Annotated in this window: 21 protein-coding genes; 5 read left to right on the forward strand and 16 right to left on the reverse strand. The window is 49.7% G+C overall.

The genetic code is table 11. The features are described from left to right. Positions 1-42 precede the first annotated feature (42 nt). The 3 genes from GCE9029_RS01280 to GCE9029_RS01290 all read right to left on the reverse strand — a co-directional run bounded on the left by GCE9029_RS01280 (position 43) and on the right by GCE9029_RS01290 (position 3,709). Complete coding sequence (locus tag GCE9029_RS01280) at positions 43-792, reverse strand: protease inhibitor BamI-like protein (RefSeq protein ID WP_062660694.1); 750 nt, start codon at positions 790-792, stop codon at positions 43-45. Further along, complete coding sequence (locus GCE9029_RS01285) at positions 789-2,534, reverse strand: trypsin-like peptidase domain-containing protein (protein ID WP_157487756.1); 1,746 nt, start codon at positions 2,532-2,534, stop codon at positions 789-791. The genes GCE9029_RS01280 and GCE9029_RS01285 overlap by 4 nt, the downstream gene beginning before the upstream one ends. Before the next feature lie 212 nt (positions 2,535-2,746). Then, a complete protein-coding gene (locus GCE9029_RS01290) occupies positions 2,747-3,709 on the reverse strand; it encodes a ChaN family lipoprotein (RefSeq protein ID WP_062660695.1) in 963 nt (320 codons plus the stop codon). Between the two features lie 136 nt (positions 3,710-3,845). Here GCE9029_RS01290 and GCE9029_RS01295 point away from each other — a divergent pair, with 136 nt between their 5' ends. Continuing rightward, on the forward strand, positions 3,846-4,559 hold the full coding sequence (locus GCE9029_RS01295) for an SDR family NAD(P)-dependent oxidoreductase (protein WP_062660696.1): 714 nt from the start codon (positions 3,846-3,848) through the stop codon (positions 4,557-4,559). A 34-nt stretch (positions 4,560-4,593) separates the two neighbouring features. On the opposite strand, the gene rlmA is transcribed toward GCE9029_RS01295, so the two are convergent. The 6 genes from rlmA to GCE9029_RS01325 all read right to left on the reverse strand — a co-directional run bounded on the left by rlmA (position 4,594) and on the right by GCE9029_RS01325 (position 9,388). Beyond that, complete coding sequence (gene rlmA / locus GCE9029_RS01300; RefSeq protein WP_062660697.1) at positions 4,594-5,409, reverse strand: 23S rRNA (guanine(745)-N(1))-methyltransferase; 816 nt, start codon at positions 5,407-5,409, stop codon at positions 4,594-4,596. 117 nt (positions 5,410-5,526) lie between these two features. After that, positions 5,527-5,829: a type II toxin-antitoxin system RelE/ParE family toxin gene (locus tag GCE9029_RS01305; RefSeq protein ID WP_062660698.1), complete on the reverse strand. Its 303-nt coding sequence runs from the start codon at positions 5,827-5,829 to the stop codon at positions 5,527-5,529. Next, complete coding sequence (locus GCE9029_RS01310; protein ID WP_046307015.1) at positions 5,817-6,074, reverse strand: type II toxin-antitoxin system Phd/YefM family antitoxin; 258 nt, start codon at positions 6,072-6,074, stop codon at positions 5,817-5,819. Before GCE9029_RS01310 ends, GCE9029_RS01305 begins: the two co-directional genes overlap by 13 nt. A gap of 117 nt (positions 6,075-6,191) precedes the next feature. Further along, entirely contained in the window at positions 6,192-7,115 is a 924-nt protein-coding gene (speB, locus tag GCE9029_RS01315; RefSeq protein ID WP_062660699.1) for an agmatinase, read from the reverse strand. Positions 7,116-7,165: 50 nt separating this feature from the next. Beyond that, positions 7,166-9,085 carry a biosynthetic arginine decarboxylase gene (gene speA / locus GCE9029_RS01320; RefSeq protein ID WP_062660700.1) on the reverse strand — a complete coding sequence of 640 codons (1,920 nt, stop codon included), beginning with the start codon at positions 9,083-9,085 and terminating at the stop codon, positions 7,166-7,168. Between the two features lie 111 nt (positions 9,086-9,196). Beyond that, positions 9,197-9,388 (reverse strand): hypothetical protein, encoded by a 192-nt coding sequence (locus tag GCE9029_RS01325; protein ID WP_062660701.1) that lies wholly within the window; start codon positions 9,386-9,388, stop codon positions 9,197-9,199. 38 nt (positions 9,389-9,426) lie between these two features. Between GCE9029_RS01325 and GCE9029_RS26260 the strand changes: the two genes are divergently transcribed. Then, positions 9,427-9,567 carry a hypothetical protein gene (locus GCE9029_RS26260; RefSeq protein WP_157487757.1) on the forward strand — a complete coding sequence of 47 codons (141 nt, stop codon included), beginning with the start codon at positions 9,427-9,429 and terminating at the stop codon, positions 9,565-9,567. A 177-nt stretch (positions 9,568-9,744) separates the two neighbouring features. Here GCE9029_RS26260 and GCE9029_RS01330 read toward each other — a convergent pair whose 3' ends face one another. Further along, positions 9,745-10,251: a YfbU family protein gene (locus GCE9029_RS01330; RefSeq protein ID WP_062663082.1), complete on the reverse strand. Its 507-nt coding sequence runs from the start codon at positions 10,249-10,251 to the stop codon at positions 9,745-9,747. A gap of 204 nt (positions 10,252-10,455) precedes the next feature. On the opposite strand from GCE9029_RS01330, the gene GCE9029_RS01335 reads away from it, so the two are divergent. After that, the gene (locus GCE9029_RS01335; RefSeq protein ID WP_062660702.1) at positions 10,456-11,103 is read left to right on the forward strand and encodes an energy-coupling factor ABC transporter permease; all 648 of its coding nucleotides are present in this window, start codon (positions 10,456-10,458) and stop codon (positions 11,101-11,103) included. Between the two features lie 58 nt (positions 11,104-11,161). Here the strand turns inward: GCE9029_RS01335 and pflA are convergent, their stop codons facing one another. From pflA to ycaO, 5 genes are all read right to left on the reverse strand, one after another. Next, entirely contained in the window at positions 11,162-11,902 is a 741-nt protein-coding gene (gene pflA, locus GCE9029_RS01340) for a pyruvate formate lyase 1-activating protein (RefSeq protein WP_062660703.1), read from the reverse strand. A 193-nt stretch (positions 11,903-12,095) separates the two neighbouring features. Then, positions 12,096-13,307 (reverse strand): EAL domain-containing response regulator, encoded by a 1,212-nt coding sequence (locus tag GCE9029_RS01345; protein ID WP_062660704.1) that lies wholly within the window; start codon positions 13,305-13,307, stop codon positions 12,096-12,098. Positions 13,308-13,519: 212 nt separating this feature from the next. Then, the gene (gene pflB, locus GCE9029_RS01350) at positions 13,520-15,796 is read right to left on the reverse strand and encodes a formate C-acetyltransferase (RefSeq protein WP_062660705.1); all 2,277 of its coding nucleotides are present in this window, start codon (positions 15,794-15,796) and stop codon (positions 13,520-13,522) included. A gap of 199 nt (positions 15,797-15,995) precedes the next feature. Then, the gene (locus tag GCE9029_RS01355; RefSeq protein ID WP_062660706.1) at positions 15,996-17,540 is read right to left on the reverse strand and encodes a DUF3360 family protein; all 1,545 of its coding nucleotides are present in this window, start codon (positions 17,538-17,540) and stop codon (positions 15,996-15,998) included. Between the two features lie 431 nt (positions 17,541-17,971). Then, positions 17,972-19,723, reverse strand: a complete 1,752-nt coding sequence (ycaO, locus tag GCE9029_RS01360; protein WP_062660707.1) for a 30S ribosomal protein S12 methylthiotransferase accessory factor YcaO — start codon at positions 19,721-19,723, stop codon at positions 17,972-17,974. A gap of 197 nt (positions 19,724-19,920) precedes the next feature. Here ycaO and GCE9029_RS01365 point away from each other — a divergent pair, with 197 nt between their 5' ends. After that, the gene (locus GCE9029_RS01365) at positions 19,921-21,081 is read left to right on the forward strand and encodes a tetratricopeptide repeat protein (protein WP_062660708.1); all 1,161 of its coding nucleotides are present in this window, start codon (positions 19,921-19,923) and stop codon (positions 21,079-21,081) included. Between the two features lie 54 nt (positions 21,082-21,135). On the opposite strand, the gene GCE9029_RS01370 is transcribed toward GCE9029_RS01365, so the two are convergent. After that, positions 21,136-22,779 carry an ABC transporter substrate-binding protein gene (locus GCE9029_RS01370; protein WP_062660709.1) on the reverse strand — a complete coding sequence of 548 codons (1,644 nt, stop codon included), beginning with the start codon at positions 22,777-22,779 and terminating at the stop codon, positions 21,136-21,138. A 373-nt stretch (positions 22,780-23,152) separates the two neighbouring features. Here GCE9029_RS01370 and GCE9029_RS01375 point away from each other — a divergent pair, with 373 nt between their 5' ends. After that, positions 23,153-23,923 carry an ABC transporter ATP-binding protein gene (locus GCE9029_RS01375; RefSeq protein ID WP_062660710.1) on the forward strand — a complete coding sequence of 257 codons (771 nt, stop codon included), beginning with the start codon at positions 23,153-23,155 and terminating at the stop codon, positions 23,921-23,923. Positions 23,924-23,977 lie beyond the last annotated feature (54 nt).

Here is a 23,977-nt window from a genome sequence, read left to right on the forward strand (position 1 = left end):
CCTCGGCTTGCGCTGGGGCGTTTTTGTTTTTGTGTATTGTGCTTAGTTGGCATCCAATCGCGTGAAAGCTTGCTCGCTCGCGCTGATAAGCGTGGCTTCGTCAGCGATCCAACCTACGCCGTTTCGGGTGAGAAGGTGGTAAACACCATCCGGCATTTGAAAAATACCTTCAACGCCATCTTGGGTCTTTGTCAGGCTGCCAGCAGGTTTGCCATTACTATCAACGAATACCCAGTTGGTAGCGCCATGTTCCCAATACTCCTGTTGCATGACGATTACCTGCTGACGGCTTTCTCCCAACTTGGGCAAGGTAAAGCGCTGCCCAACCTCCAGTGTTTCAAGCAAGGACTCATCAAACTCGATGAAGTGCTCTTCGCTTAGCGACAAGACTGCCCCATAGTTCTCAAACACGGACTTGGCAGAAGATACAGGTTGCCAAAGGGTTATCTCAGCATCAAAAAACACCGGGGTGATTTCTTTTTGTGCTTGTGCGTTGCTGCTTGCTGGTGGAAGGGTCGCTACATCTGCCAGATATTCATCCACGGAGTCGGATTCTGGGGCCATGATGTGAATGCTGGCTGCTTCATGACTTTGTGTTGAAGAGGCAGCAGCAGAAACGGAATGTTCTGCTTCGTTTGCTGGTATCGATACACGCGAAGATTCAGGGACAGAGGCCCCCGAATCTTCAACGATAATGGCGACACTTTCATCAGGCGCGGCAGGCTCAAACAGCCTGATAGCGAAGAAAATCAGGGTTCCAGCCAGTGCCAGATAAATCAGTGACGTTTTCACTGAGCACCTTTCTCTACGTCAAGCTTGAAGGTCAACAGCTTGTTAAAGCCAGAGTGCCAACCGCGTGCACGGATGTTAAACAAGGTTTCATAATCACCAACAGGGAGTGTGGCATTGTCTTCTGGATGGTAAGAGACGCGTAACTGCCCGTAATTTGCACCATTGGAGCAATAAACACCATTGTTCATCACGCTCCAGCCACAGCCAACATAACGGGATGCGCGCAGTGTAACAGTGGCCGATTCTTTGGTTTTTTTGTTGATGGCAGGCACGTCCAGTGATGTCCAGGTGTTGAAGTGTCCGCTCCAAACCCTGCCGCTTGCATTACTTTGAACGTTACCTTCAGGCAAGTAATAGACCGAGCCGTTGACCGTGCTGTCATAGCGAATAGTTGTTGCAGCAGAAGATGCGGTGACGGTGCCTTCCAACGCTGAATCACTACCGACAAGGATATTGGCTTTCAGCGCAATGTCAGCGTTGTAGCTGTGATCATGCCAGCCTTTTGCTGCGAGAGAGAAATCGGCTTGATACAAGCCAGCAGGCGCAGCAGCGTTGTCGTTGGCATCAAACCAAACTTTTAAGCCGCCTTTGCTTGCATCCGGTGAACAGTAGACGCCATTGTTAATTTCACCCCAGCCACACCAAGTCTGACGTTGGGCACGGAGTTTGATGTTATGGGTTTGACCTGTCGTTTGGTTCACCATAGGCACGGAAAGTGCCGAAAAGCCTCTTGGGTAAACCCACTTGCGGGAGGTGGGGCCAGAAACATTGTTGCCAGCCAGATAATAGACAGTACCTTTTACCCGCGCTTCCACATCATTCAGAACCACATTCTCGGTTTCGGTCAATGTGCGGGTGCGGGTGATCGTGCTGATCTCCGGGTAGGTTTTCTTCATCCAGTCTTGATACGGCGCGACGCGGCCATGGCCTGACTGACGGCCATTCCATCCCGCCCACCATGAAGTGACCCCCACACCGACAAACTGGCCTTCACGCCATTGCCAGGTGGTGGAACCGCTATCACCTGGCGCACCAAACGCCCAGGCTTCTTCTGTGTTGGCTGGATTTCGCAGACAGCCACCAACATCGCGTGAAATATGCCCTAAACCATACGCACGGCCGCTGGACACTTTCCCAAGGCTAGGGGTGCCCTGAATACCGTAGCCTGCAAGCGTCATAGGTTTACCCACGTATTGATTGAAATCTGGTGCGTCAGCGATCACGGGTTGGGGAACTGCACCACCTTTCGCATTTATCGGTGAAGTGAGCAGAGGAGCCTTAACTATCGCAATGTCAGAGTGGCAGCCCGTGTAGCCGATAAAGTGGGTCGTCGCAGTGCCTGAAGCTATCAGCCTGCCGTCTCCGGTGCGAAAGGAGACATTCTGTCCGGTGTAGACTGACTCCTGAGCTTTGTTATCACCCTGCACACAGTGAGCGGCGGTGAGGATGACGGCTTTGTCTCCTTCATTACCCAGCCAGGTGGCAGTGCAAAGCGCGCCGCCTGCAATGATGCGGCCCACGGCGTCGAATCTTTGTTCACGCGAGATTTGATTTAAGTGGTCGTAAACTTTTCTGACGGTGGCTTGATCGTTTGAGAGTGAACCACCAAGTTCAATGAACTTGGCGTCACTGATACCAACAGCGAAAACCTGAGAGGAAAGGGTCGCCGCACCGAGTGAGAAAAAGAGTGCCTTAGATGTACTTGTGCTTACTGCTTCTATTAGTTTTTTCTTAATAAACATTATATTGCCTTGAGTGTCCCTACATTAAACAAGGCAATATTGGACGCAGTTAATCCACTTCGTATATTGAATAAAGTATGAAGTGTTTAGCTTCTAACTCGCGGTCAAGTTTTCACAACAAGCGCGTGTAAAACTAGCCTTCAATGAAGCGAGTGTCATGAAATTGAGGCAGATAAGTGTTGTCGAATGATTCAGCAACACAAGAGACTGACCTAATCGCAGGCGATATCCTTTCCTGAGTAACTGTGTCGCATCTCTTTCATTGCTGCATTCATTTCGTCGTCAGAGAGCCACTGAGGTGGCAGCGGATTGACCACTAACCGGAAATCTTTCACCTCTTTCCCTAGAGGCTGTTCTTCAGACTGAGGCGAAACAATAGCTACTTTTAACTCTGGATTTCTGGCGGTAATACGCGCCGCAATACCAAGTCCATTTTCAACGTGGAACGCACCGGCAATGTGCATGACTTTGTTATTTGGGTGTTTGGCCAGGTAGTTCACAATGCTCTCGGCCATGGTGTCGTCCCACGCCAATTGCGCCAGATACTGATTCTCGGTTTTTTCCTCATCGCCATGGAACATGGCAGCAAGGAATTTCTCTTTGTATGGTGAATCACCGTCGCTGAGTGTAGCTGCCACTAAACTGCGTTTTTCTGGTGTTAGCTGGTCTAGGTACCCTTTCCCTTCCTTGGCGATACAACGAACGATTTCAATCGGCGCATTAGATGCAATCACTGGGACCGAGTGGGCTTTGGCGTATTCCACCAATGGGCGATAACTACCTTCATAGTTTGACCATTTACTGGTATTGCTAAGGAGACTGTTTTCACCGAACTTGCCTGCGAGGTAATCATCAAGTACGGCCTGATCATTCCGCGTGAACTGCTCCATGGAGAGCGCGACATTTGGGTATGCTGAATTCAACATGGCGAGGAGTTGAGCTTGAAAGAGATGAACACCGGAGTGGGTGTGCCATTCGCCAACCAGAATAACATCAGCGTCTTTGACCTCTTTAGAGAAGGCTTCCAGTGTCAGAGGGGCGTTATCAGCCGTGGTGAGTTGATAATCATAGAGAGAACCTGAAAGCGGCTCGGATGACAATCCATGCAATTGTTGGCTGCATCCAGCGAGCAAGCTGCAGAGTAGCCATGTGCCTATTGATTTCTTCACCGTCATCGCTTTCCCGCCTGATTAAATTACACCTAAAACTCAAGACTTTAATTCTAGTTCCAAGTCAGCTCAACCGAGCAGCAGAATTTTCTGCAGCGACTAGAGTTTCAGACGGGAAAATTTTTTAAGAGGAGAGCAGTGCGTGCAAAAGCGTGTTTGGGTAACGGGTGGTAGTCGTGGAATTGGTTTTGCGTTGGCACAACACTTTGTGGAAGGTGGACACAAGGTATTGGTGATAGCCAAAAACGAGAACAGTCTGGATAGCGCGAGACAGCGCATTGAAGGGCAGAACCCCGAGGCTGACTTCGTATCTGTTCAGTTAGATTTCTCTGATGCTAAAGCGGTAGATAGCAAAGTGCAGAAACTGCTTCAAGAGTTCGGCACTCCAGACATTCTCGTCAGCAATGCGGGTATCTTGGCATTTGGGAACACGTCTGCCTCTGCATCGACCATTCATGATGTCTTTATGGTGAATGTGGTGTCATCGCTGGTTTTCACCAACAAGGTGGCAGAAGCTATGAAAGAAAAAGGCGCTGGGAGGATTTTCATTTTAGGGTCAACGGCAGGGATGACGCCCGTCAGCAAACTGGGTGTGTATTCAGCATCCAAGGCAGCAGTGGTGAGCTATGGCCAGAGTTTGTATGAAGAGATGCTTCCGCATGGTGTGGATGTGACCTGCTTATGCCCAAGTGTGGTGGATACAGATATGACGGATGATGGCCGAATAGACAAGATGCTGAAAATACAGCAGGAAGACATTGTGAAAGCAGTGGACTACATCATGTCATTGTCGCCGGGGTGCGCGGTGCCGTTACAGAAAATTGCCTGTAAGGTGATAGATTTAGAAAACCTTTGAAAAAGCCAGCACTGTCGCTGGCTTACCATTCAAATTAAGATATTTTGCGATACACCCGGAGCGTGAAATCAGCTTCACAGTCAAACTGCTCAGCATCTTTCAGAGTTTGCCATAGGCTTTCCGGTGCGCGCCAAGCGAAGGGTGTCATTTGCAACAGGGTGGTCGCATCGGCGCTGTTAAGCGTCATTGGGTAAGCGACGGTTTGCTCGGCTTCCAGTTCAAAACCCGGCAAATCTTCCACTGGCACATCATGCAAGCGCACTTCATCGTAAATGCCCGCTTTCAGTTGATAAAGGTGACGAGACCCCGGTGTGACTGTAACCACCACGCCGTTGTCTTTCACTGCACGCGCAAGCTCTTCGCCATTGCATGGCGCGTAGATGCGCACCACAGCATCCAGCTGGTTGTCCGCAAAAGGCAGGCGCTGGCTGGAAGCCACGAGAAAATCTACATTCGGGTAGCGTTTGGCACCATAGCGAACCATGACTTTGGAAATGTCGAGACCAAACACCTTGATGCCTGCCAGTTGATCCGCAAAGTAGCTGGTGTAATAACCTTCACCACAACCGATATCCAAAAGCTCCGCACTGTCTTTTCCAGCGAGCAGTGAGGTGAGCAATTTACTGACTGCATCTCGCATTGGCTGGTAATGACCACCATCCAGAAACTGGCGGCGAGCCTGCATCATCTCTTTGTTGTCACCCGGATCTTTTGAACGCTTATGCTGCACAGGGAGCAGGTTTACATAGCCTTCTTTCGCCAGATCGAACTGGTGATTGTTGGCGCATTTGTACGTGCGGTCAGAAAGGTTCAGCGGCTCTTGGCACAGCGGACAAAGATAAGATGACATAGCGAAGTTTCGACAAGGGTGAATGAGCGGCAAGGATACGGTGTGGGGCTGTAGGGTTCAAGCAAAGTAGCGATAATAGCGCGATAGAAGAGTGTAGATAGAGGATGTTTTTCTTCGCTACTTTTGGCTTAACAGGAATTTTCGAAGATCTCTTTCTACACGCATGACAAATAAAACAAACACCTTATCGCCTTCGTGCTTGTAAAAAACGCGGCAAGGATTCACAACAACTTCACGATAGCTGAGGTTTTCGAGTTCTGGTGGCGTGCGTCCTGACTCAGGGAATTCCTCTAATCGTTCAACACTAGCGAACACTGTCTGAACAAGGTGCTTTGCCGCTACGACGTTTTCAAGTGCGATGTATTCAGCGATATCATTGAGATCTGACAGCGCTGATTCCGTCCAGATTACTTCAGCCATTTCGACATCTTATCCTTGGCTTCTTGCTGGCTAACCGTTTTACCTTCAGCTAAAGCGCGCTCTCCCCGAGCAATTCCCTCAAGAATGGCTAAACGGTTCTGCATAAACTCGTAATCCTCAACGTCTACAAGGTAGGCTGACGGCTTACCGTGTTCTGTAATCAATACTGGCTCTTTTGTATCGTGAAGATCAGCAAGGATTTTGGTTGCTTGACGTTTAAGTGATGTAACAAGTTCGACTTTCATAACAGCAGCTCCGAAGTGATACTTTAGTGATACTATTCTATCGCATTGGGCATAGCAACCTGTGCTGAAAACAAAAACACCCGCTTAAGCGGGTGTTTCTAGTCAGCAAAGCAACAATCACTTCGCTTTGCGATTCGCTGCCCACACATACAACAGGTCGGTCGCGATCGTCGCTGCCGCCAGAGAGGTCAGGTCTGCATGGTCGTAGGCGGGTGCCACTTCCACCACATCCATACCAATCAGGTTGATGCCTTGCAGTGAGCGAATCACTTTCAAGATCTTGTCTGTGCTCAGACCGCCGCAAACCGGAGTGCCTGTACCCGGCGCGTAAGCGGGATCCAGACAGTCGATGTCGAAGGTCAGGTAAACCGGACGGTCGCCAACACGGGTTTTAATTGCCTCAACGATTTGTTCAACAGACCAATCATTCGCCGTCGCTGCATCTACCACCTGGAAGCCCAGCTCGTCGCTATGCTCAGTACGGATGCCGATCTGGATAGATGCATGTGGGTTAATTAGACCTTCTTTTGGCGCGGTGTAGAACATGGTGCCATGGTCGAACTCGCTGCCTTGATCGTAGGTGTCGGTGTGGGCATCAAAGTGAACCAGTGCCATTTCACCGAACTGCTTCGCGTGAGCGCGCAGCAGTGGCAGGGTCACGAAGTGGTCGCCGCCAAATGTCAGCAGGGTTTTGCCTTCTGCTAACAGGCTGGTGGCGTGCGCTTCCAGACGCTCACTCATGTTGCGTGCATCGCCACAATCAAACACCAAATCACCACAGTCAGCGATTTTGATTTCTTTGGTCAGGGAGAAATCCCAAGGCCATTTTTTGCTTTCCCAAGCCAAATTGGTAGATGCCTGACGAATCGCCCCCGGGCCCATGCGTGCGCCAGAGCGGCCCGTGGTTGCCATATCAAAAGGAACACCAGTGATCACCACGTCAGCGTCGCAACCTTGTGGGTTAAACACCAGTGGTTGGCGCAGGAAACCGAACGCGTTGGCGTACAGGGAGTAGTCTGGGTAGTTGGCCAATGTTGCCATTGATAAATCCTTGAAAAAGAGGCTGCCCGCGATGCAGGCAGCCGAAATCATTAACGGTTGTGGTGAATGTCTTCGAGGTAGGTGTAGCCTTTCAGGCCTTCAGAAAGCTCAGAAAGAATCGCGTCTTGCTCCTGCTCTGGCAGGGTTTTCACCATTTCTTCGTATTGGCTCAGGAACTCGTCTGCTTCCAAGTGCACGTAACGCAGCACATCACCCACGGTGTCGCCATGGTGAATAGATTCAATCTCGTATCCGCCATCTTTATTGCAGCGAACAACAGCAGAATCGGTATCACCGAACAGGTTGTGCATGTCGCCCAGAATTTCCTGATACGCACCCACAAGGAAGAAACCAATGCGGTATGGCGATTCATCGCTCCACGTTGGTACAGCCAACGTGCTTTCAATGCCTTGGCCTTCGACGTATTGCTCAACCGCACCGTCAGAGTCACAGGTGATATCCAGCAGCACAGCGCGGCTTTCCGGCTCTTTATCCAGCTTTGACAGCGGCAGGATAGGGAACACTTGCTCAATACCCCATGCATCCGGCAGTGACTGGAACAGGGAGAAGTTCACGAAGAACTTGTCTGCCAAGCGGCTGTTCAGCTCATCCAGTACCGGGCGGTGTGCGCGGTTTTTCTGGGACATCTTGCAAGACAGCTCGTAACAAATACGCAGGCTGATTTGTTCTGCCCAAGCGCGTTCGGCAAAGTTCACCAAGCCCATGGCAAACTGCATGTGCACTTCTGCCAGATCGTTCTGGTTATCGTGGTAAATCTCTACCAGCGAGCGCTGGTCAGTCGACTGGCTCAGGTCTTTGAATGAGCGCCACATGTTATGAAGGATCTGCGAAGCATCTTCTGCAGGCGCAAACACTTCCTCACGCTGGTAGCTTTCAACGCCCATTACGTCAGTGATCAGCACTGCGTGATGCGCAGTCAGGTTACGGCCTGACTCAGAGATAATGCGCGGCATCTTGATGTCGAAGGCTTTACACACATCCCCAATGGTGAACACGACATTGTTGGCGTACTCGCGCTGGCTGTAGTTCATCGAACAACTGCTTTGGCTGCGTGTGCCTTCGTAGTCGATTGCCAGACCGCCGCCCACGTCCAGCGTGGTGATTCCCGCACCCATTTGGTAGAGCTCAGCAAATACACGCGCCGCTTCGTTCACACCCGAGCGTACGTCGCGAATGTTGGCGATTTGCGAACCGAGGTGGAAATGCAGTAATTGCAGTGTATCCAGCATCTCCAGTTCACGCAGGCGGTTCATCACAGTCATTACCTGAGACGCAGACAGACCGAATTTAGACTTCTCGCCGCCGCTTGCCTGCCATTTACCTTTGCCCTGTGAAGCCAGACGCGCACGCAGCCCCAGGCGCGGTTTAACGCCCAGCGCTTTCGCTTCTGCCAGCACGGTATCCAGCTCAGAAAGCTTTTCCAACACGATGTACACTTCGTGGCCCAGCTTTTCGCCAATCAGTGCGAGACGGATATATTCGCGGTCTTTGTAGCCGTTACACACGATGACAGAGCTTGCCTGACGCGCCATGGCCAGAACAGCCATCAGTTCTGGCTTACTACCCGCTTCCAGACCCAGTTGACGTTCCTGGCTGGCGTATTGGCTTTTCAGGATTTCGCCAACCACTTCTTTTTGCTGGTTCACTTTAATCGGGTAAACCAGCAGGTATTCGCCTTCATAGCCATAGTCAGCAATGGCATCGTTGAAGTGGGTGCATAGGCTGTCTACACGGTGATGCAGGATCTCTGGGAAACGCACCAGCACAGGCAAAGAAGCGCCTTTGGCAATCAGTTCATCAGCCAGCGTTGAAAGCGCGATGTTGTTGTCCGGTTGTTGGGTATCCGGACGGGCAATCACCTCGCCTTGTGAATTAATATCGAAGTAACCCTGACCCCAGTAAGGCGTGTTGTAGACATCGCGGGCGTCATTGATAGACCAATCACTCATGTTCATTCCTCAGTGGTGATTGGGTACAGGAAACGCCGCTGACGGCAGATAATAGGTGGCCGTCACCGGTGCTGTGTACCAGATAAAAATAATGGGTAACGCTGGCAGACCTTACTCAGGCATCTGAAGCGACAGTTCGAAAAGCACAGTTTCTGCGCTACGTGTTCGCTTTAACGATGCCCGCTTCCTGCGTACATGAGTCGACAGGCTCTGGGGTTTGTTTTGCGGGTGGATGTTAGCTGCGGTGTCGCAAAGAGTACTCAGGCCTTCTGCCTGAACAGCGTGGTTTGCGATAGATTTCATTGCCATTCCTAAAAAGGGCGTGCTTACTGCTGCACGGTATGACAGAGAAAACGGCTGGTCTGCGTGGAAACTGCAACTTGAGGTTGTTCCAGCACATTGCAATCAATCTTGAGTTGCTCGACCTAGCCCGTATACACCTCGACGGCATCATCAAAACCGGTTGGGTGCGTGGCGATTAGACAACCGATTTAGCTTGGGCGCAAATAAATTAATTTGTCACTGACAATCAAAATTGTTTATCAATTCTCCCATCCAAGTGATGTGAGATAAGTTTAATTTAAACAGTGGGTTAGGGTAGGGTTTTAAATGCCGGAAAGCCGCTGAAAACAGCGGCTTTTGATTGAGGTTTTTTGAGCTTACGCGCCCACGATTTGACAAAGCTCGTTGCCACATAGGTGGTACTGACGAGGGCAGTTGCGCCATACCTGCAGCATGCGTTGGTATTTCGCCAGCATTGGCGTTTGGCTGTTGAAGTGGTGTGAACCCTTGTCGAATTGTGGGTACAAACCATCCACATCGGTCAGGAAGCGCACGTAGTTGACCAGATGCGCTTCAGTCGCGGCATCAAAGCCCCAGAACTGAAGGCGACGTGCATCAACATCACATTCGCAACGGGTGCCGTCTTCCAGCATGCGGTAAGATTCCTGAAGTGCGTGGTGCATCTCCATGATATCAACCACCTGGCGGCACAGATCCTCTGACATTTCGCCAAAGTCTTTATCCAATTCACGCATTTGCAGGGCATATCCGCGCTCTACAATAGTTTGTAGGCGACGATATTTTTCTGCATTTTGTGGATCAAGTTGGGACATTAGCGTGTATTGATTAGATAGGATAAGACGTTGAGCGTGTGTCATTTCCATAATAGTGGCCTCGAAAGATAAAAATTCTTCATCCAAACAGCCTCTTAGTTGTGATTTGAAGTGAGCAAGTTTGGCAATTCATGTGCCACAGATTAACAGTTGAAGCAGGCTACTTTTTTGATCTGGATACAGGTTAGTTACGCTTTTTTAACTTGAAAATTGCACCATTTTTGTAGCTCAAAGCCCAAGGATAACGGAGCAAGGATGATTTATTGGCAGGTGTTTGGTTGGACGTGTTTTCTGGTGTCGCTTTGGCTATGCCGGTCGCCGCTTGGTTGGCAGAAAATGCGCACGGAAAAGGACTACCAGCACTTGGTGTTTGCCAGCGGGATCATTCTCTTTTGTTTGTGGGCATTGAAGGCAGGGATCAGCGAAGGGTTGGATATCCACTTTCTGGGAATGACAGTGCTCACGCTGTGTCACGGCCCGAGAATCGCTATTTGGATTTCAGTGATTCCGTTGACCCTGATGGTAGGATTTGGCCTGCTGCCATTTGCTGATGTCGGGCTATACGCGTTTACCACGGCGGTGCTTCCAGCCTTGGTCAGCTATGCGGTTTTCCTGCTGTCCTACCGCTATCTCAGTCATCACCTGTTTATCTATATTTTCATCGCCGGTTTTCTTAATGCGGCGTTTACCATTGTGTTCCATCTTTGCACTGTGTCGACAGGGTATTGGGTGTCTGGCCTTCATGGCTGGGAGACAATTCTCGATAATTACCTGACACTGGCGCTGTTGATCTGGTTCCCCGAAGGGCTGCTCAACGGCATGGCTGTGACCTTGCTGGCAGTGTATCGCCCGCATTGGTTACGTACATTCTATGACAGGGAATACTTGTCGCCTGACAGGTGACAATCGGCGAATAAAGAAAAACCGGCGCGAGGCCGGTCTTCGTTAAATTCGTTCGAGATTAGTAAACCACTTTGTGGCCGTAACCTTCCAGAATTGCTTTCAGCGCTTCCATGGTTTCTTTCTTTGGTGGGCTGACATCTTTGAGTTCATACTCGTAGCCCAGCGCTTCCCATTTGTGCGCGCCAAGCTGGTGGTATGGCAGCATTTCCACTTTCTCGATGTTGTCCATGTCTCTGATGAACTCACCCAGACGGTGTGCAGATTCTTCATCGTCAGTGTAGCCTGGAACCACGACGTAACGAATCCAGGTTTTCTGGCCGCGCTGGTGCAGGTAACGTGCGAAATCCAGTGTACGACGGTTGGACACGCCAATCAGGTCTTTGTGGATGTCATCATTCATTTGTTTCAGGTCGAGCATCACAAGATCGGTAGCATCCAACACTTCATCAACCACGTCAGTGTGCTTGCGGATGTAACCATTGGTATCCAGACAGGTATGAATGCCTTCCGCTTTTGCTGCACGGAAGAAATCACGCACGAATTCAGGTTGAAGCATGGCTTCACCACCCGAAGCGGTCACACCGCCACCGGAGGCGTTGATGAAGTGACGGTAGGTCACCACTTCTTTCATGATTTCTTCGACGGTGACTTCTCGGCCATCGTCCAGATCCCACGTATCGCGGTTGTGGCAGTACTTGCAGCGCATCAGGCATCCTTGCATGAAAACGATAAATCGAATGCCAGGACCATCAACGGTTCCACAAGACTCAAAAGAGTGAATACGGCCAATCACCGACATGAGCATCTCCAAAACTACTGTAAAAAGTAAGGTGTTATTTTATTACAGAAACGTGGTGACCTAAAGGAAATATGACCCTGCGACGGCGATATGAGACGGGAAATTGTAAGGAAAGGAGAAAGGCGCGAAAACCGCGCCTAAAACGCTTATGCTAGAACAAAATTTAACCACCAAAGGTCAACAGGCCCTAGGGTTAGATTTCGATGGTATTGATGGCGATAGGGGGGCAAAGCGTGCGGCTTTCAAGCACAGATTCCCAGATATTCTGCCAGTCGTGCAGTTGGTCAGCCGGCATGGCTCTGGCGATGAAAAAGCCCTGTCCGTAGTCGCAACCCATATCGCGAAGCGAATGCCACACTTCAATGCACTCAATACCCTCCGCAACCGATGCCACGCCAATACGATTGGCGACCAAAGCACTTGCTTCCACCAAAGCGCAAGCCGTGCGGGAGCTCAGCATAGGAAGCACAAGATTCAGGCCGATTTTCAAAGAATCCAGCGGCAGGAACTCCACCTGTTGAAGGGTGCCGTAGCCAGAACCGAAATCATCAATCGCGATGCGAAATCCGTTGAGCAACAGCCGGGAAGCCGCTTCTTGCAATTGGGCAATCTGAGAAAAGTCCTCGGGTTCGTGCAACTCAAAATAAATCAGTTGGTTGAGGTTAGGGTACTGGTGACCCATTTCAATGATTTCATCGACAAAGTTAAGTTTGATGAGGTTGGTCACTGAAACATTAATGCCAACAGGATGACCATCCAGATATGTCTGGTTAGCGATAACGCTATTGATCACTGAGAAAGTGAGTTCCGCTTCCAGATTCAGGTTAGTAATTTGCGGGAGAAAGGATATCGGTGTCAGTGTTCCTCTGATGGGATGCTTCATTCGCTGCAATGCTTCGCAAGCCACCCATTCACCGGTATCAAAACGGACAATTGGTTGGAACCAGGTCTCGAACAGGTTGGCTTTCCATCCTTCCAGTACTTCGTCATCAGAAAGAGGAAGTAAATCCTGCGGGTAATCGGTGTCGTGTTCCTGCGCGAGCGTCAGGTAAAACTTGAGCAAGGGAATGGAAGCGGGCTTGGGCAACACACCCAGCACGTTGAGGCTCATGTTTTCACACATGCTTTTGACGGTATCCAACACTTTTTGCGAAGCGGCACTAGTGATGACGATACACCCCATAAATCCGCGTTCTGCAGCGTTGCTGAGGAGCTTGATGCCATCCATATCTGGCAGTTCTAAATCGCAGAAAATCAGATCAGGTTTTTCCTGGATTATTTTCTCCAATGCAGCGTTCCCGGATTCTGCAAAAACCAGCGAGTCGTCACCTGATATGAGTTGCATTAACTGCCCGGCAATCACATCTCGTTGGAAGGGATGGTCTTCCACTAGCAAGATATTCATGGCGTTCCCCTAAAGCGCACATGGTGGCATCGAACGGCGATGCGAAAGTTGTTGTGATAGAACAGCTTGCTTCCAGTATGGTCGTTAATTTTATGAGCGTCGACAGAACGTCATGCGGTTAGAGGGAGGGGCTAGAGCGCCATTTACTTTTGAAACAGGCATAAAAAAACACCTCCCGGAGGAGGTGTTTTTCAATTCAATGAATACTCAGATTACAGAGATTCAGTGAAAGTACGTGCGATAACGTCTTTCTGCTGTTCCGCAGTCAGAGAGTTAAAGCGAACTGCGTAACCCGATACACGGATAGTCAGCTGTGGGTACTTCTCTGGGTGCTTAACTGCGTCTTCCAGAGTGTCACGGTTCAGAACGTTAACGTTCAGGTGCTGACCGCCTTCGATACCAGACTCGTGGTGGAAGTAACCATCCATCAGACCAGCAAGGTTAGCTTTCTGCGTGTCACCGTCTTTACCCAGTGCGTTAGGCACGATAGAGAAAGTGTAAGAGATACCGTCTTTCGCGTGAGCGAATGGCAGTTTACCTACAGAAGTCAGAGATGCTACTGCACCTTTCTCGTCACGACCGTGCATTGGGTTTGCACCCGGTGCGAATGGCGCGCCTGCACGACGACCGTCTGGCGTGTTACCTGTCTTCTTACCGTACACAACGTTTGAAGTGATGGTCAGGATAGACTGAGTAGGTACTGCATCGCGGTAAGTTTTCAGCTTACGAATCTTGTTCATAAACTTCTCAACCATTTCACATGCGATGTCATCAACGCGTGAATCGTTGTTACCGAACTTCGGATAGTCGCCTTCGATTTCGAAGTCGATAGCGATGCCGTCTTCGTCACGAACTGGTTTCACTTTCGCGTACTTGATAGCAGACAGTGAGTCAGCTGCTACAGACAGACCAGCGATACCACAAGCCATAGTACGGTAAACGTCACGGTCCATCAGAGCCATCAGAGACGCTTCGTAGCTGTACTTGTCGTGTGAGTAGTGGATTGCGTTCAGCGCAGTGACGTACTGCTTCGCCAGCCAATCCATGAAGTTGTCCAGACCGTTCCAAACTTTATCGAAGTCCAGAACTTCGTCAGTCATTGGATCTTGCTTAGGACCAACCTGCATCTTCAGTTTTTCGTCAACACCGCCGTTGATTACGTACAGCAGCGTTTTCGCCAGGTTCGCACGTGCGCCGAAGAACTGCATGTGTTTACCAACAACCTGTGGAGATACACAACAAGCGATGGCGTAGTCATCGTTGTCGAAGTCTGGACGCATCAGGTCATCGTTTTCGTACTGGATAGAAGAAGTATCGATAGATACTTTCGCACAGAAACGCTTGAAGCCGTCAGGCAGTTGCTCAGACCACAGTACAGTGATGTTTGGCTCTGGGCTTGGACCCATAGTGTACAGGGTATTCAGGAAGCGGAAGTTAGTACGAGTTACCAGCGTACGACCGTCACAGCCCATACCACCCATAGATTCTGTTGCCCAGATTGGGTCACCAGAGAACAGCTCATCGTACTCTGGAGTACGCAGGAAGCGAACCATACGCAGCTTCATCACGAAGTGGTCGATGATTTCTTGCGCTTCAACTTCAGTGATCTTGCCTTCAGCGATGTCACGCTCAAGGTAAACGTCAAGGAACGTAGAAGTACGACCCAGTGACATTGCTGCACCGTTCTGAGACTTAACAGCCGCCAGGTAACCGAAGTACAGCCACTGAACCGCTTCTTGTGCGTTAGTCGCAGGACCAGAGATGTCGTAGCCGTATTTCGCAGCCATTTCTTTCATCTGGTTCAGAGCGCGGTATTGCTCTTGGATTTCTTCGCGAAGCTGCATGGTCATTTGCAGATCGTCGCCCGCTTCCAGTTTCTCTTGCAGAGAGTGGAATTGCTTCGCTTTGTCTTTCAGCAGGAAGTCTACACCGTACAGTGCTACGCGACGGTAGTCACCGATGATACGACCACGGCCGTATGCGTCAGGCAGACCAGTTAGAACACCAGACTTACGGCATTTCAGGATATCTGGGGTGTAGATATCGAAAACGCTTTGGTTGTGAGTCTTGCGGTACTCTGAGTAAATTTTTGAAACCATTGGGTCCAGCTCACGGCCGTAAGCCTTGCAAGAACCCTCGATCATGCGAACGCCGCCGTTTGGCATGATGGCACGTTTCAGAGGTGCTTCAGTTTGCAGACCAACGATCTTTTCCAGATCTTTGCTGATGTAGCCTGCGTCGTGAGCAGTAATGGTAGAGATTACAGAAGTGTCGAAGTCTACAGGCGCGTGAGTTGAGTTCTCAAGCTTGATGCCTTCCATCACTTTTTCCCAAAGCTTGTTAGTTGCTTCAGTACCTTCAGTTACCAGGAAAGACTCGTCGCCCTCGTAAGGGGTGTAGTTCTTCTGAATGAAGTCACGAACGTTAACTTCGTTCTGCCATTCGCCGTCAGCGAAACCTTCCCATGCTTTAGCAAATTGCTCAGACATGTTGTACCTACCTTTTTAGTAGAAGAAAACAAGTACTTAGCGACTTTGATGTCGCTCCACTGTTGAGCCAGTGGTAGTACACGATCATTAAAAAACTGTAAAAGCAAAAACGGTCTTTCAAAACGCGTTTGATTTTACGCTTTCTAGCCAAATTATGAATAGTAATTTGGGCAGCCAGTTAAGGCTGCCCAAACCGTCATTACATCAGAGCAGGGATACCGAACTGATCTTCAAGCATGCCAACCGCGAGCATAGCAACCAGACAGATAATCAATACTGAACCTGGAATCACGATACGGTCTACGAAAGACAGTTTTTTCGAACGCTCTTTGTCACCAATGAGACCATTGTTGTCGAGTAGCATTGCCAGCGCCCAAGCCAGTACTGGGTTAGCAACCATTGATGCGAAGATACAGATACCTGCTGATTGTGAATCCTTCGTTTCACGAACCATCTGAACACCTGCTTCAAGCAGTGGCAGGAATACACCTACCAGCAGCGCGATGCGCATTACCGGTGGCCATACTGCTACGTCCATTGGGAAACCAAGGATAGCGATGAACATCACCAAACAGCCCAGCAGAATCGCACCAGCAGGGATTGGACGCTTCGCAATCGCTGCAGGGATCATGTAAGTACCCCAAGAAGACGTGATGTTACCACCACCTACCGCAGTACCGACCATCTGGCGGATAGAACACATAGTCATTGTGTCATCCACGTCCATCAGCACTTTTTCGGTTTTCTTTGGATAGTTCAATTCTTGGAAGATACGGTGGCCCAGGAAGTCTGGAGACCACATGGCTACTGCCAGAATCGCAAATGGCAGAGAGGCGATGAAGTGCTGCAGATTTGGCAGACCCAACATCCAACCTTGCTCAGTGCTACCCCACCAGTAAACAGGGTTCAGGTTAGGCAGACCCATTTCAGTGGTGAAAGTCAGGTCGAAACCAGCGCCCAGCGCCAGTGCCGCAATCAGACCAGTGAACGCACAGGCAGGGATCGCCAACCAGCGTTTTCCGATGCGAGCCAGCAGAGCGTAAAGCACCACGTTCACGGCCAGAACCACCAGGCCAACATAACCCATGCTGCCTTTCGCGACGGTTGCAGACTCAAGGCCTTTTGCCCAAGTCTGAATGTCTGCGATTTGACTCATTGCACCGGTGAAACCGAGGAAGATAAGAAGACCGCCGGCAACCCCTTCACTGGTGAGGTTCACCAGTTTCGAGCCACCTTTGAAGTAACTCAGCATCAAGCCGAACATACCCAGCAGCAATGCAAGCGCAAGAGGGTGAGCACCAGCTAACGCAATGGTACCGATCAGTGGGATCATTGGACCATGGTTACCGGCAAGGTTAGCGCGTGGGTTGATAAAGCCAGAGGCAAGCACACAGAACAGCAGTGCAGGGATAAGCATCTCAACACGTGCTACTTCGATTGCGAACTCTTTGCCCAGATTGATGTGATCCCAAGCTTGGGTCAGGCCATCAGCCCAAGACATCATCACTGCTGAGTACATCGCGATAATGCCGATGGTACCCGCCAATGCAGGAACGAGGTCTTCGAGTTCGAAACGGAAATCACGGCCAGGGAGGTTTAGCTTCCAGCGGCGCGGGTTCATGATTTGAAGTTCGTGGTCCAGGTAATCTGAACGTGTCGCGAACTCTGAGGCAGGTCGGTGCTTAGCTTGATACTCGCTTTGCGCCTTATCGCCGATGTGCTCTGATGGAGCTTGAGTTGACATAAAGTCCTCTTCGTACAAAAGCAAACAGAACTGGTTACGCTCCCCGCGGGTTTTAGCTTTTATTCAGCAATGAACGCGCTGCTGATTGAGGTGAGGCCGGGAGCCAAAATTCGTTACAAACATACTAACAAACCTCCCCTAAGCAAATTTGATCTAAATCATTTTCGTGAAAATAAATTACAGGATTTGAAAGTAGGGAGAAACGAAAAACGCTATAAATGATAAGGATATTGTCGGTTTTGCCGAATTTATTATGATTTCTGAAATAAAATTACCAAAAGTGGTGCGGGAGATGTGCCACAAAAATGCACTAAATTGCAGTGAAATGGAGGGGTTAATCACTTTTTCCGCATGGTGTACTTGAAGAAACAGAAGAAGCCTGTGTCCGTTTCCCGGCGCAGGCTTCTTCAGTACAAAATCGTAAAAAGTTATTACGCAGCGTTGGCTTTTGCTTGTTGCAGCTTTTCGTAGGAGGCCAGAAGTTTTTGATGCGTACCAAATGAGGTCAAATCTGCACTTTCTAGCTCAAGGCCAAAGAAGCGGATGTCACCACAGATTGAGCTCCAAACCGCTTCGGTGATGCTTTCACCGTACACAAAACCAAATGCGCGACGGTATTCAGCGGCATCACGGGCTTCATCCTGAGCCAATTCGAGGCTTGCGATCAGGCAGCGCATGAACATGGTACGCTCCTGACTGTAGATGGTGGCATTGTATTCCAAACTCCAGGTCGCGAAATCCTGTGCTGTTTCCAAATCACCCATTGCCAGCGTCAGCAAACATTTCAGTTCGCCAATGGTGAGTGATTTCCAAGCGATACCTGTATCAGGCAGCACGCCCATTAATTCACATACCATGTAGCTGTCATCAAAGTCTGACATTTCCAGCACATCAAACAGAGACTCAACGGATTCATCACTGAAGCCCGTTGCGAGCAGCATGGACATAGCATCACGCAGATCGGTACCGCGGTTGTTATTACAAAGCTGTACTTCTTCAGGTGGGTAGATTTCAGACCAACCCGGCACAATCACTCGGCAACAGTTCACGCCAAGGTGGCTGTAATCGGCAATGTAGGCATCCGCACCTTCTGCATGAAGTTTACCGAGGAGCCAGGAGACTTCTTCTTCTGAAGTGCCTTCGAAGTTCCACTCAGTGAATTCATAATCTGGCGTGGATTTGAACATATCCCACGAGACTGTGCCTGATGAGTCGATAAAGTGGGTTTCGAGGTTGTGGTGGTCCGCCACGTCTTCATCATGGAAAGATGGCGCTTCGAAAACGTCCAGATCTTTCAGGCTGCGGCCTTGCAAAAGTTCTGTCACAGTGCGCTCGAAAGCCACCTGGAAGCGAGGGTGTGCGCCCCACGAGGTGAAGCAAGTGCCATTGTTGGGGTTAAACAATGTCACGCAAACAACCGGATACTGACCGCCCATGGAAGCGTCATAAACTGCAATCGGGAAACCTTCTGCCTGCATGGCTTCAATAGAAGCCTGAATAGTAGGGAAGCGAGCAATAACTTCTGCAGGAATTTCCGGCATGCTGATGCGCTCAGCAATGATGCGGTTTTTAATGGCACGCTCAAATACTTCAGACAGCGCCTGGCTGCGCGCTTCGGTCGCAGTATTACCCGCTGACATGCCGTTAGAGACATAGAGATTACCGACGATGTTCATTGGCACATAAACGGTCTGCTGGTCTTTCTGGCGGATAAACGGTAGCGCGCAAATCCCACGCTCTTCGTTACCGGATTGAAGATCGACCAGATCGCTCGCCATCAGGGTTTCTTCCTGATCGTAGAAGGCGCGCATGTCATTATCGAGCAGACCTTCCGGCAGCATGTCGTCATCGGTGAGAGGAAACCATTTCTCGTCTGGGTAATGAACGAAAGGTGCTTGTGCTATCTCTTCACCCAGATAGAAATCCGCATAGAAATAGTTGCATGAAAGACGCTCGAAATACTCCCCGAGCGCAGAGGCCAGAGCGGCTTTCTTGCTGGCGCCTTTTCCGTTGGTAAAGTTCATTGGTGCATCCACATCACGGATGTGAACTGACCAGACATTCGGTACAGGGTTAAGCCAGGAAACAGGCTCAACGTTGAAACCGGCAGCTGTCAATTTAGCTTCAAAGTTGTTGATGGACTCTTCGAGCGCAGCGTCTTTACCAGGGATATAGGTTTTCATGGAATTCTCAGTCTCTATATGAAGGCGCGGAGTATATACCCAAACAACCTGAATACGAGCATCTTCAAATTGCTTGGGTATACAGAGCCCGCCTCGGAAGATATGTTGCGTCCCTGCAAAAAATAGACGTTTTTACAGGCGCAGTGTGTCTAATCTAAGTTATATTCGAGATATCAAATCGTTATTGGCTGAGGGATATGAAACTTTTTGGCGTTGGCATACTTCTTTTCTGTGCGGGTTTACCGGCATATGCCAGTGATCCGGACTTTGCCCGTCATCTTAATCGTATCGAAACTCTTCTTTCTAACGATGATGTCGATAAAGCCGCTGATCTTGCAAAAGCGCTAGTTGCAGACAATGAGGAGCAAGAAGCCCTTCATCAACGTCTTCTCGGCTATATCTATTTGCATGAGGGCGACTACGACCGCGCCTATGTGGCGTACACCAAAGCGTTGGAATACCGGAAGTTGCCAGAAAGTTTAAGGCAAGACGTGCTGGGCGCGCTGGTGTCGCTCTCAATGAAACGCGGTAGACCTGAAGTCGCCATCCAATACGGCAAAACCTATCTCGATGAATTTCCGCCATTCCAGCCTGTCGAAAATCTCTACACAAGGGCGCTATTCAGTGAGCAAAAATATGGCGATGCCTTAACTCAGGCGAATGCCATTATTGCCCGTTACGGCAATGTGCCGGAGTTTATCTGGCAGATTAAACTTTTGAGTGAAGAGCAGCTGCAACAGCATCGTGCGTTGATTAACACCACACGAGTGATTCAGGACAAATATGGTCATGATGTTCGCTGGCAACGTAAAAAGGCGGCATCCTATGCAGCTTTGGGTGAGGTCCGTGCAGCGCTGAAAACCTTACAGGCGGAAGCCAAAGCAGGTGCTGAGCTGACAGAGGCGGATTACCTCAATATGTCTCAATACGCGAGTATGCTTGGGGATATCGATCAGGCCAAGCGCTTGTTGAACCAAGGCATCAGTTCAGAAGCGGTTACGATCAACCGCGACGTTCTGAAACGAAAGCTTCAGTACCATATTCAGGCTAAGGAATGGGCCGAAGCCTGGGAAGTGGTTTCTGTGCTGAACAAAGAACCAGAGCTTTATTTGGTTAAAGCACAAACACGAATCGCTTCCCAACTACAGCGATGGGACGATACGGTAAAGGTGGCACAACTCGGCATCGACATGGGTGGACATACAGACCCGTTCTTGTGGGAAATCCTCGGCTACAGCGCGATGAAAACCAACCAGCTGGAACTTGCACGTTCGGCCTACGAGCGCTTGAAGCTCCTTGAACCTAACGGTGACGCTGATGTGTGGCTTAAAACCCTGGATTTGATGGGTAAAGAGTAACGTATATCCGATAAAGAAAAGCCCGACTATTAGCTCGGGCTTTTCTGTTTATACTTAAAATTCAATGGGTTCCAGTTCCAAGAGCTGGATCAGCCTGGGCCTCTCTGTGTACCAAATGGGTGGAACATTAGGAGTGCCATCAATATGCTTTCTCCAGCCCTTGTAGCGGGTCGTGGTGAATTCAACGGTTTCCAGTTTATAGTAAAGCGGCACGGTAACTTGCTGTTCAGCAACAAGAAGGTGCAGTTTTCTGATAACCTCGCGCTGCTTCTGAGGCTCGGTTTGAAGCAGGAAATCCGCTAGCAACCCATCGATCTCATCATCTTTATAGTAGTGCTGAGCAAAGCGCGGAGAGGCTGGGGTTTGATAGGCGCTGTTAAACGCTGAGTTAAAATACTTGAACGGTGTTAGGCCGGAAAAGTAATTGGTGATGCTAAGGTCATAGTTCGCATCCGCCATCCGGGCTTCATACTCCGGAAAAGGTAAAACTTCCGTTTTTACACGAAGTCCCACTGCCGCGAACATCTCGGCAGCGACATTGGCGGCAGAGATAAAATCACTCCAACCGCTAGGAGCGATGACCCGCAGTGTCAGCGGCTCGCCGGAGGGCAATTCGCGGAATCTGTCACCATCAATATCTTCCAAACCCAGCTCATCAAGCAGGCGCGAAGCGGCCTTAGGATGAAAGCGAATGTAGTAAAGATGCTGCTCTGCTGCCGAATTCGGTACCCAGTCCTCAAATTTCGACTCCATACCACTGGCAAAAGCCGCTTTTTCACCCTGCCCAAAAACCGCCACATCAGTCAAAAGATCTCGGGCAAGGCTCATTGAGACGGCACGTCGAAAACGCACGTCCTGAATAACCTTGCGCATTTCGTCATTCGGATGTTTGAAGTTAAAGATGAGGCTGACGATGGTGGAGGGTTTGTGGTGATAATGGTAATCACGCGAATAGGAGGCGTAATTACGTTCAATATCTGGAATAAAGGCGCTCGCCCAGTCAAATTCTCCGTTACTTAGGCGGCTGATAAGCTCATCGTTACTTTTGACCTGAGGGTAGCGAATACAGTCAACCTTGAGCTTATCCTGTTGCCAGTAATAAGGGTTGCGGCATTGAACGATGTTGTTGCTGCTAAAGGCTTTTATGTCAGTGAAAGGGCCAGTGCCGACAGGCTGGGCATTAAGGTAAAAACGCTTGTCAGAAATATCTTCCCACTGGTGTTTGGGGACAATGATGGCGTCTTGCAAACGGTGGGCGATTTGGGCATTCGGACGGCTTAACGAGACGTATACCTCATTTTCATTACGTTTTTCGATGCGCTCAATCCAGTCACCGAGTGAATTGTAATCCAGTTTGGGCTCATTTTTGAGCAGCGTGAGACTGTACACCACATCGTCAGCGCTGAATGGCGTACCGTCTGACCACTTAATGTCGTCGCGAAGGGTAAGAAGAATGCCTTTCAGATCGGGGGATAAGGTGTAGCTTTTGGCTAGACGGAAATGTGCGACGCCCTCCTCAAAAACCATCAGGGGCTCGAAGATGAAGTCTCTCGTCGTCGCCAGTGTATCGGCGCGGAAAGGGTTGTAGTTTCTGACAAAGCCGTTCGACAGCTCGGGAATTATTGTAAGTGTATTGGTCGTGGCTGAGCTGGCGAAAGAGATGAGCGCGAAACACAGAGTCAGCAAGCGTGGCAACATAGCTCTCTCAATATTGATCTACAAGCAAATTTTTATCGAAATACACCCTACACTAACCACTTAAAACCATCAATCGATTCAAACTCTTGATAAAGCACTCATTGTGTTTAATTATGCATTGAAAATGACTTATTTTTTATTCACTTAAAGGTTAACAAATTGTTGCTGTTGAAACTGATGGATGTTATTTTCAGATAAACGAGCCTCAGTAGTGAAATGTGTTGTGGCACGGCAGAAAATGACAATTTACGCCATAGTTACGCTGAACTCGTACCACTCAGCCATATAAAAAAGAGTGCCTACACAAATTTGGAATAAAGGGTGGCACTCAAATTAAGCTCGGCGTGCAAACAGAAAGACAGGAGTCAAGCGCATGACGGAAGCAGTAGCGCTACAAGTCAAAGACCTTCATAAGACCTTTGGTCAACACGAAGTATTAAAAGGGATTTCACTGGACGCACACCGTGGCGATGTCATCTCTATTATCGGATCTTCCGGTTCAGGTAAAAGTACCTTCCTTCGCTGTATCAATTTGCTGGAAACCCCAACCGCAGGCGAGATTTGGGTCAACGGCGAACTCATCGAAATGAAAAATGGCCGCCATGGCGAAGCCGTCCCCGTCAGTGAGAAGCAAGTTCAACGTATTCGTTCGCGTTTGGCCATGGTATTTCAGGGGTTCAATCTGTGGTCGCACATGACTGTTCTTGAAAACGTCATTGAAGCACCGATACATGTTCTTGGTGTACCAAAAGCGGAAGCGATGGAGCGGGCAGAAGCCTTCCTGCAACGTGTTGGCCTGTGGGAACGGCGCGATTACTACCCAGGGCACCTTTCAGGCGGTCAACAACAGCGTGCAGCGATTGCGCGCGCTCTGGCGGTAGAGCCAGAAGTGCTGCTGTTTGATGAGCCGACCTCAGCGCTCGACCCGGAATTGGTGGGTGAAGTCCTCAATGTCATGAAAATCCTTGCTGAAGAAGGCCGCACCATGTTGGTCGTGACTCACGAAATGGCTTTCGCACGTGACGTTTCCAACCATGTGATGTTCTTACACCAAGGTTTAGTGGAAGAGCAGGGCGACCCAGCTAAGCTATTTACTAATCCTGAGTCGGAGCGATTACAACAGTTTATCTCTTCGATTTACTAAGCAAATTTTTAATACGAAAGCCCCAACGCGTTAAAACGCACAAGGCAGATGGCA

Origin of the sequence: Grimontia celer (assembly GCF_900055185.1) — a bacterium.
In the GTDB taxonomy this organism is placed as follows: Bacteria; Pseudomonadota; Gammaproteobacteria; order Enterobacterales; family Vibrionaceae; genus Enterovibrio; species Enterovibrio celer.

Coding starts and splice junctions, on each gene's coding strand:
- GCE9029_RS01285 (WP_157487756.1), bottom strand. CDS start 2,534: ATGTTTATTAAGAAAAAACTAATAGAAGCAGTAAGCACAAGTACATCT.
- GCE9029_RS01290 (WP_062660695.1), bottom strand. CDS start 3,709: ATGACGGTGAAGAAATCAATAGGCACATGGCTACTCTGCAGCTTGCTC.
- rlmA (WP_062660697.1), bottom strand. CDS start 5,409: ATGTCATCTTATCTTTGTCCGCTGTGCCAAGAGCCGCTGAACCTTTCT.
- GCE9029_RS01305 (WP_062660698.1), bottom strand. CDS start 5,829: ATGGCTGAAGTAATCTGGACGGAATCAGCGCTGTCAGATCTCAATGAT.
- GCE9029_RS01310 (WP_046307015.1), bottom strand. CDS start 6,074: ATGAAAGTCGAACTTGTTACATCACTTAAACGTCAAGCAACCAAAATC.
- speB (WP_062660699.1), bottom strand. CDS start 7,115: ATGGCAACATTGGCCAACTACCCAGACTACTCCCTGTACGCCAACGCG.
- speA (WP_062660700.1), bottom strand. CDS start 9,085: ATGAGTGATTGGTCTATCAATGACGCCCGCGATGTCTACAACACGCCT.
- GCE9029_RS01325 (WP_062660701.1), bottom strand. CDS start 9,388: ATGAAATCTATCGCAAACCACGCTGTTCAGGCAGAAGGCCTGAGTACT.
- GCE9029_RS26260 (WP_157487757.1), top strand. CDS start 9,427: ATGACAGAGAAAACGGCTGGTCTGCGTGGAAACTGCAACTTGAGGTTG.
- GCE9029_RS01330 (WP_062663082.1), bottom strand. CDS start 10,251: ATGGAAATGACACACGCTCAACGTCTTATCCTATCTAATCAATACACG.
- GCE9029_RS01335 (WP_062660702.1), top strand. CDS start 10,456: ATGATTTATTGGCAGGTGTTTGGTTGGACGTGTTTTCTGGTGTCGCTT.
- pflA (WP_062660703.1), bottom strand. CDS start 11,902: ATGTCGGTGATTGGCCGTATTCACTCTTTTGAGTCTTGTGGAACCGTT.
- GCE9029_RS01345 (WP_062660704.1), bottom strand. CDS start 13,307: ATGAATATCTTGCTAGTGGAAGACCATCCCTTCCAACGAGATGTGATT.
- pflB (WP_062660705.1), bottom strand. CDS start 15,796: ATGTCTGAGCAATTTGCTAAAGCATGGGAAGGTTTCGCTGACGGCGAA.
- GCE9029_RS01355 (WP_062660706.1), bottom strand. CDS start 17,540: ATGTCAACTCAAGCTCCATCAGAGCACATCGGCGATAAGGCGCAAAGC.
- ycaO (WP_062660707.1), bottom strand. CDS start 19,723: ATGAAAACCTATATCCCTGGTAAAGACGCTGCGCTCGAAGAGTCCATC.
- GCE9029_RS01365 (WP_062660708.1), top strand. CDS start 19,921: ATGAAACTTTTTGGCGTTGGCATACTTCTTTTCTGTGCGGGTTTACCG.
- GCE9029_RS01370 (WP_062660709.1), bottom strand. CDS start 22,779: ATGTTGCCACGCTTGCTGACTCTGTGTTTCGCGCTCATCTCTTTCGCC.
- GCE9029_RS01375 (WP_062660710.1), top strand. CDS start 23,153: ATGACGGAAGCAGTAGCGCTACAAGTCAAAGACCTTCATAAGACCTTT.